Genomic DNA, 8,702 nt, shown 5'->3' on the forward strand with positions numbered 1-8,702 from the left:
TTGACAACAGTTCAGGCCAGATTGGCTCTCTGAGCAAAGGGGATGTAACGGTTCGTGGCGGGGATATCAATAACCAGTCCGGCCTGATCCGTACGGGTCAGGGGAATGTGTCATTGACAGGCTCCTCACTTGACAATGGCAATGGCTCTATCCTGACCACACAGGGGGATATCGGGGTTCAGGCAACGGGTAAGGTTGTCAACATGAATGGCCGGATAGGAACGCAGGCATCCGGGAATGTCAGGGTTTCCGCCTCTGGAGATGTCAGTAATGATCATGGCCAGATAGTCACTCCCTCGGGTATTGTGGACATTGGTGGCAGGCAGCTGAATAACGATAATGGCCAGATTGGCTCGAATGCGGGCAATGTTCATATAGAGTCTGACGGTTTGATGAACCGTTCAGGGATGATTCTGGCTGGTTCGGACAATGGCTTTGGGGATATTGTTTTTCATGGCGGTGACATTGAGAACAGCAATGGCGTTATCCAGGCGAGTTCAGGTGTTGTTGAGCTTGGAATGGGCAATTACACCGATACGGAGAAGGGACTGGTCTATGCCGGGAAGAGCCTTCAGGTCAATGCGGGCGGGAACATGGAGGTTTCGGGGAACATTCAGGCTCGGCAGGGTCTGAGCCTTGCCGCGAACAACCTTTCCCTGAACAACAGGGATGCCTCCATTAGCAGCTTGAACGGGGATGGAACACTTGCCATCGCCAATAGCCTTCTCAATGCGGGAAGTCTTTCTTTTATCAGGGGACGTTTAACACTTTCAGCGGGTTCATTTAAAAACCATGGTAATTTGATCAATGGAGAGGGTGAACTCCATGTTGATATTAATGGTGATCTCGACAATCAAAATGGTTCTTTGGTTACGAATGCTCATGATGCTGTTATTCAAGCCAAGGGCGATATTGACAATACGAATGGTCAGATTGGCGTTAAAACGGATGGCAATGTTCAAATAACGGGCCAGAAGCTGACCAATAAACAGGGTTTGATCCGCACGACCAATGGGGATATTTTACTGGATGTTGCTGGATTGGACAACGGAAGCGCCTCTATACTGACAGACAATGGGACAGTCAATGTCCATTCCGGGGGCGATATTGACAATACTGGTGGCCAGATTGGTATAAAGACTTCTGGCAACCTGACCTTGAATGCCGGGGGAGATATCCGGAACAATCAGGGTCAGCTTGTCACGTCTGCGGGCAATGTTGAACTGTCCGGAAACACTCTTGACAATACGAATGGTCAGGTTGGCAGTCTGAAAAACGGGAATTTAACTCTTGTCAGCAAAAATGATTTTATCAACAAGAATGGCAAGTTCATTACCCCTGCCGGTAATATTCAAATCACCAGTGGTAATTTCAATAACCAAAATGGTAATTTGATCACGAGTTCAGGGGATATTGTTTTTCATGGCGGTGACATTGAGAACAGCAATGGCGTTATCCAGGCGAGTTCAGGTGTTGTTGAGCTTGGAATGGGCAATTATACCGATACGGAGAAGGGACTGGTCTATGCCGGGAAGAGCCTTCAGGTCAATGCGGGCGGGAACATGGAGGTTTCGGGGAACATTCAGGCTCGGCAGGGTCTGAGCCTTGTCGCGAACAACCTTTCCCTGAATAGCAGGGATGCCTCCATTAGCAGCTTGAACGGGGATGGAACACTTGCCATCGCCAATAGCCTTCTCAATGCGGGAAACATATTTGTCTCGCAGGGCGTGTTGACAATCAAAGCTGGCTCCATGGATAACAGAAATCAGATAAATACGAATTCAGACAAACTAATGCTTGATATTCAAGGAGATATATTAAATCATTCAGGTAGTATCTTAACCAAGAATAATGATCTTTCCCTAACGGCAAAAGGTAAAATTGACAACAGTTCAGGCCAGATTGGCTCTCTGAGCAAAGGGGATGTAACGGTTCATGGCGGGGATATCAATAACCAGTCCGGCCTGATCCGTACGGGTCAGGGGAATGTGTCATTGACAGGCTCCTCACTTGACAATGGCAATGGCTCTATCCTGACCACACAGGGGGATATCGGGGTTCAGGCAACGGGTAAGGTTGTCAACATGAATGGCCGGATAGGAACGCAGGCATCCGGGAATGTCAGGGTTTCCGCCTCTGGAGATGTCAGTAATGATCATGGCCAGATAGTCACTCCCTCGGGTATTGTGGACATTGGTGGCAGGCAGCTGAATAACGATAATGGCCAGATTGGCTCGAATGCGGGCAATGTTCATATAGAGTCTGACGGTTTGATGAACCGTTCAGGGATGATTCTGGCTGGTTCGGACAATGGCTTTGGGGATATTGTTTTTCATGGCGGTGACATTGAGAACAGCAATGGCGTTATCCAGGCGAGTTCAGGTGTTGTTGAGCTTGGAATGGGCAATTACACCGATACGGAGAAGGGACTGGTCTATGCCGGGAAAAGCCTTCAGGTCAATGCGGGCGGGAACATGGAGGTTTCGGGGAACATTCAGGCTCGGCAGGGTCTGAGCCTTGTCGCGAACAACCTTTCCCTGAACAACAGGGATGCCTCCATTAGCAGCTTGAACGGGGATGGAACACTTGCCATCGCCAATAGCCTTCTCAATGCGGGAAGTCTTTACAGTTCTAAGGGTTATTTAACTTTATCGGCATCTTCTCTGTCCAATTCAGGCTCTATATTCGGTAAAACAGCAACGCAATTATTAATAGGCAATCTCTTAACTAATGAAGGTTCTATTTCCGATACAGATAATACTTTAAAAGGCGGAATGATCCAGTCAGAAGGTGACATTAACATTGCAGCAAATTCTCTGAATAATACAGGGTTAATAAATGGATCAAAAGCGGTTACCCTGACATTGGGTGGAGATGTTATCAACCATTCTATGGGTCAGTATTCAGGCGTAATTCAGTCTGGAAAGATCATGCAGCTGACGGCTAAAACACTGCAAAATGACAATGGACAAATTTTAAGTGATGATAATTTACATTTAAATGTCTCTGACAAAATAAGTAATGGAGGATTTCTGCAAGCCAGTAAGGGATTAACGTTATCAACATCTTTTTTAGACAATTCAGGAAATATTCTGGCGCTAGATGGTGATTTGGCTATTATACCCTCACAACTTATCCCTACTTTGTCATCAATTACAAATACAGGCAAAATTCAGGCAAATGGAAATATTATAATCAATGCTGCTGCCTATCAAGGTGATGATATGGCTTTATTGACAGCACAAAAGCAAATTCACGCTACCTATACTGGTAATGTTGGTAATAATGGCCAGATTGCAGCAGGTTCTGGACTGGATTTAACTTCTAATTCCTTAACGAACGGAATTTCAGGATTGATTTATACCGGTAATAATGATCTGACCCTGACTGTGATGGGGCAACAGGGATTATTTAATCTGGGAAATATTCAAACAAATGCTGTGGACAGTCATCTTTTACTAAATAGCCTAACCATGATTAATGAGGGTATCGTTTTTGCAAAAGGGAAAGCCACTTTAAAGGCTAATCAGCAGTTCATCAATCGGATTAACCAAGATCATGTTGGTCAAATTCTTGTTCAGGGAGGTGACCTGACAGTTTTCTCTTCAAAGTTTAACAATGCAGGAATCTTGATTGGTCATCAGAATTTACAGCTTGTTGCCTCCGTTCTGGAAAATAACGGGTATGTATCTGCTGTTCACTCATTAAATATCCAAACATCAGAGCGAACAGGTAATCAAACAACCCATTCTGGAATTTCCTTTAATAATGAAAAGCTTGCTTCTGGTTCATTAATTGGTGACACTGTTCAGATATCTTCACAGGTTATAGATAATGAAGGAGGATGGATCCAGGGAAAAGATACTGTCAATCTTACTGCCGACAGGATTGATAATAATCTTGATGGTGTCATTTTATCAACAAATGCGAATACAATATTGCAAGGAAGAGGATCGACTGTTCAGGAAAGTGTTCCAGTTAATATAATTAACAACAATCAGGGGAATATACAGGCTTTCAGTGATCTTTCAATTGCAGCTAAACAATTGAATAACAATAATGGTGTATTGACCAGTCAAAAAGGAAATATCCGTATCAATCAAGGATCTTCCGCTCTTGCGCTGGAACAGTTTTTAAATGAAAAAGGAACGGTTCAGTCTTTTGGTGATATTGATCTTGCTGCCAATCATCTTGAAAATTCTGAAGAAAGCAAGATTCTTTCTAATGGATTATTATCACTTACGATTGGTTCTGATTTTGTAAATCAAGGGAATTTATGGGGTGGAAAAGGTATAAATCTGTCTGCATCTAACCTGGTTAACAGTCAAAGCGGAATGATCAGTGCAGATCAAGGTTCTATTATTTTAAATATTCAGAAAGGATATTTGAAAAATCAAGGAATCATTCAAAATATTGATACGTCAGGGAATATCTCTGTATTCGCCAATACGTTCGTGAATGATAATGGCAGAATATATTCCAATTCGGATATAAATTTACAAGCTGATTCTTTGTTATCAAATCAAAATAATGGAGAGATTACTGCCTATAAACAAGGAAATATAACGCTTTCTGCTTCCGCTTTGGATAATCAGGGGCTTATTCTTGCAGGAGGTCAACTTGTTGCTAATAGCTCGGCAGATATCAATAATCTTGAAAACGGTTATTTATATGGCTCTAAAGGTTTAGTTCTTAACTCCAATACGGCTATTCACAATCAAGCCCATGGTCAAATCGGATCAGACACAGGAACATTATCGCTTGTTGCGCCTCGTGTAACATTGGACAGATATGGGCAGGTTCTCACCTCAAATGGCACGGCAGATCTGATTGCTTTGCAAGCTCTAAATAATAAAGGATGGTTGCAAGCAAAACAAAATATCCAGATTTTTACACCATCTTTGGATAATTCTGAGGGAGTAATTATCAGTACAAATGGTGGCACGACGATTGCGCAAAATCAAAATGGAAACGGATTAAATGAATTAAACAATTACAAAGGAACTTTGCAAGCTGCAACAGGAATGAGCCTTTATGCCAATAATATAAACAATCAGGGTGGAATGATAATAACGCAGCAAGCTATTGATGAAAATGTCAGGGGGAATATGGTTCTTGCTGCTAACCGGCAAAATCAGGCACTATCCTTTTTAAACCTGAATGAGAACGGTATTATACAATCTTCAGGTAATATAGATATGCACGTCCTAAGCAATGGACTTTCATCCACCGGCCAGATTCTTTCTGCTGCCGCACTGAATGCAACAATTGAAGGGGATCTAAAAAATAACAGTATTATCTTCGGGGCGTTAAGGGGAGCAAATGAAGGTGGTCTGGTTAATCTCAATATTCATGGAGATTATGAAGCCGGACAGGACGGTGGGATAACCTCTAATGGCGATATTCATGTCACGGCAAGAAACATCATAAATAATGGTGTCATATTGGCCATGAATGGATTGGTCTTGGATGGGACCTCGCTTCAAAACAATCAATCTGGATTATTAAGTAGCGGAAACAACCTGACAATCAACATTAAAGGCAATAATGGGCAAAACACGCTGAATAATTATGGGGTTATCCAGTCGGATTTGGGATCTATCGCCATGGATGTTGATGGGGATATAATCAACAAGGGAGGGTTAATTCGTACACAGAGCGCCAATGGGGATATTGCAATCAAGGCCGCCTCTTTTACCAACAGCTATACTGGGAAACTTGTTACGGAAACAATTGACAGCACTACTATCTATGATAAGGCGATTAACGATGAAGGACAGGAAGGATACGGAAAATCCAACAAACAGATAGCCCTTGAGGAAGACTTAAATACAAGTGGCTGGGGTGGGGATAGCAATTTATACAAATATTTTTGGAAGGGTAATGTAAAAATGATCAAGGTTTACGCTCCCAAAGATATGTATAAAGCGGATGGAACCCCAGCAAGTGGTTATTTTTACATGTTTCTATCCCAAGGTAGGGGTAATCCAAAAGCCAGGATTGAGGTGACGGAAACTGGAACAAGAACAACCTTGAAAGGCAGTTCAGCCATTGTTACGGCCGGTCATGACTTGATCATTGAAACTTCCGGAAAGATTGTCAATGATGTAAGCCATTTGGAAGCGGGTCATGATATGACCCTGAATGCGTCATCCCTGGACAATATCGGGTATAAAGATGATATAACTTTTAAACTGGTATGTCACAATGGTAAACTTTGCCGATCCCTATATCCAAAAGATCCAGCCAATGCAGCCAATCCTCCTTATTCACATCCACCTCCATTAGATGGTAACAATAAAAATATTGCATATGTATGGGGGGATAGTTCATATAATCCCGGATTGAGCGGCACGATTATGGCAGGTGGAACCCTGATAGGGATAGTGGCCAATCAGGTTAATAACCGGACAATCAAGATACATGCATCTCCTGATGACTATGTCACGGTCAATCCAAGCCTTCCCTCGGGAAAACAATTGACATCTGTCCAGAGTGAAACAGGCAGAAACGGATTGAATGGGCCTGGAGAAGGTAATCTGGTCAATAATTCATCAAGTGGAAAAGGGGTAAACGGTCAAAACACCACGCTTTCAGGATATGGTGGGGTAGGCAATCCCGAGGGAATTGATCCGGGTTTGCATGTCCATCTTCCAGGTTTTAATTATCAGGGAGTTTCTGCAAGTGTTGACGATATACTCTCATCCATTGCCGGTGGACACGCTTTGTTCAGGCCTAATCCGGATATTAAGGGCAATGACACCGCCAGTATTGGTGAAATAACCGGAGGAAACATTCACAGTATCAATAACGGCAATATCAATAATAATAAAACGAATGGTAATATTAATATTAATGGTAACAGTAACGGCAATATTAATAGTAATAAAACAATTGGTAATATCAATGTTAATGGAAACAGTAATATTGACAATATCAGCAATAATGAAAGCCTTGCCAAACCCGGTACAGCCCCATCCAAGGTAGGGCGGGCGGTTAATATCAACGATGCGGGCAAAATCAGTGAAGCCGCCACCCAGCAGGGTAAGGTCAATACAAGTGGCGTGCCGGAGGGATCAAGCTATCTTATTGAAACCCGTCCACAATATACCTCCTTGCAGAAATTCTATGGGTCACAATATTTGCTTGATCACCTGAATATTGCCGGCTCATATATGTTCCTGGGGGATGCAGGGTTTGACAGCAACTATATCCAGCAGCAATATCTTCAGGCCACAGGGCACAGCTTTGTCGGTGGAACCTATAACAATGCCGCTGATATGATGAAGGAACTCCTCGACAATGCGACCGATGAAGCCGACCAGCACGGGTTCAAATTCGGCACCGCCTTGACAAAGGAGCAACAGGCCTCACTTGCGAAGGATATTGTCTGGTATGTTCCCGCGCTGGTTGATGGCAGACAGGTACTGGTTCCCCAGCTGTATCTTTCACCAAAAACCGCGGTGATATCCGGTGCTGCCATCGTGGGCAAGGATGTCGGCGTCCAGGCCGGCTCCATTCTCAATTCCGGTCTGATGGAGGGGACACACTCGATCGCGCTCACCAGCACACATGGCAACATCATCAATGATGGCGGAACCATAAGGGGCGGGGACATGTCCCTTAATGCCCAGAACGGCTCGATCATCAACCGCGACACGATCAACAACTATCTTGTTGAGGGGGGAACGTCTTCCTATCTTGGTTCACAGGGAAAGATCCTTGCCTCTGGAACCATGGGGATCAAGGCGAGTGACAGTATCATCACCCGAGGTGGAAGTATCCAGTCCGGATCCGATATGGCGATGCAGGCCGGTTCGATCGATATCGGTGCGGCACAGCTGAATGCCGCCGCCTCCAGCGCCAGTTACGGGAAGCATGAAATGCTGGCCTTTAACGGTAACCAGACCAAGAACTATGGAACCATGGTCAGTGCCGGTAGAAACGCCATCCTGCAATCCACAAGGGGTGACCTGAACCTTGCGGGCAGCACCCTGAATGTCGGGGGTGATGCAGCCCTGTCATCCGCGGGCAATATCGGCCTGAACGCCGTCACGGACAAGGGCCTCACCGATGTTAGGGGACATAAATCAGGTGCCTTCAATTCAAGTTCGTTCGAGGAAAAAAGAGCCTATACCAATGATATTGGATCGGCTGTCATTGCGGGTGGACAAATCGGCATCTCTGCGAAAAACGATGTTAGCCTGGCAGGGGCTGTCGCGTCCAAAAATGATGTTAATATCAACGCTGGCGGCAATATAACCGAGAACGCGCTAAACTATTCCAACGATACATATGATTATCACCAGACGAAGAAGTTCGGTTTCTTCACGAACGAGGCGCAATTGAGCGTGCAAATTGGCCAAAAGAACGTCACTGATAAAAAGTCGACATCCAATTCCCTGCATACGGCCAGTGACATTATCTCAACCGAGGGTAATGTCAACCTGAATGCAGGGAAGGATATCAATATCAACGGTTCCAATGTTATTGCGGGAAGGGATATCAATATGTCCGGAGATTCAGTGAATTTCAATGCGGTCCAGGATGTTTTCAAGGGCGACCAGAAACATAAGGACAGCTTTACGGGGATAGGCCTGAGTGCTAGTGGCTTGCTGGCGAATCTTGCGAAGACGGGCTTTGCGGCGGCCAACACGACGGATGAGAGAATGGAGGCGCTAAACGCCGCGGACATGGCGAGC

At 44.6% G+C, this 8,702-nt stretch carries 1 protein-coding gene; it reads left to right on the plus strand.

Features of this window, described 5'->3' with window-relative positions; all coding sequences use genetic code 11:
* The coding region (locus GM552_RS04225; protein ID WP_155565416.1) for a hemagglutinin repeat-containing protein at positions 1–8,702 on the plus strand (8,702 nt) is incomplete at both ends.

It is taken from the genome of Commensalibacter sp. ESL0382 (assembly GCF_009725775.1).
GTDB classification, from domain to species: Bacteria; Pseudomonadota; Alphaproteobacteria; order Acetobacterales; family Acetobacteraceae; genus Commensalibacter; species Commensalibacter melissae.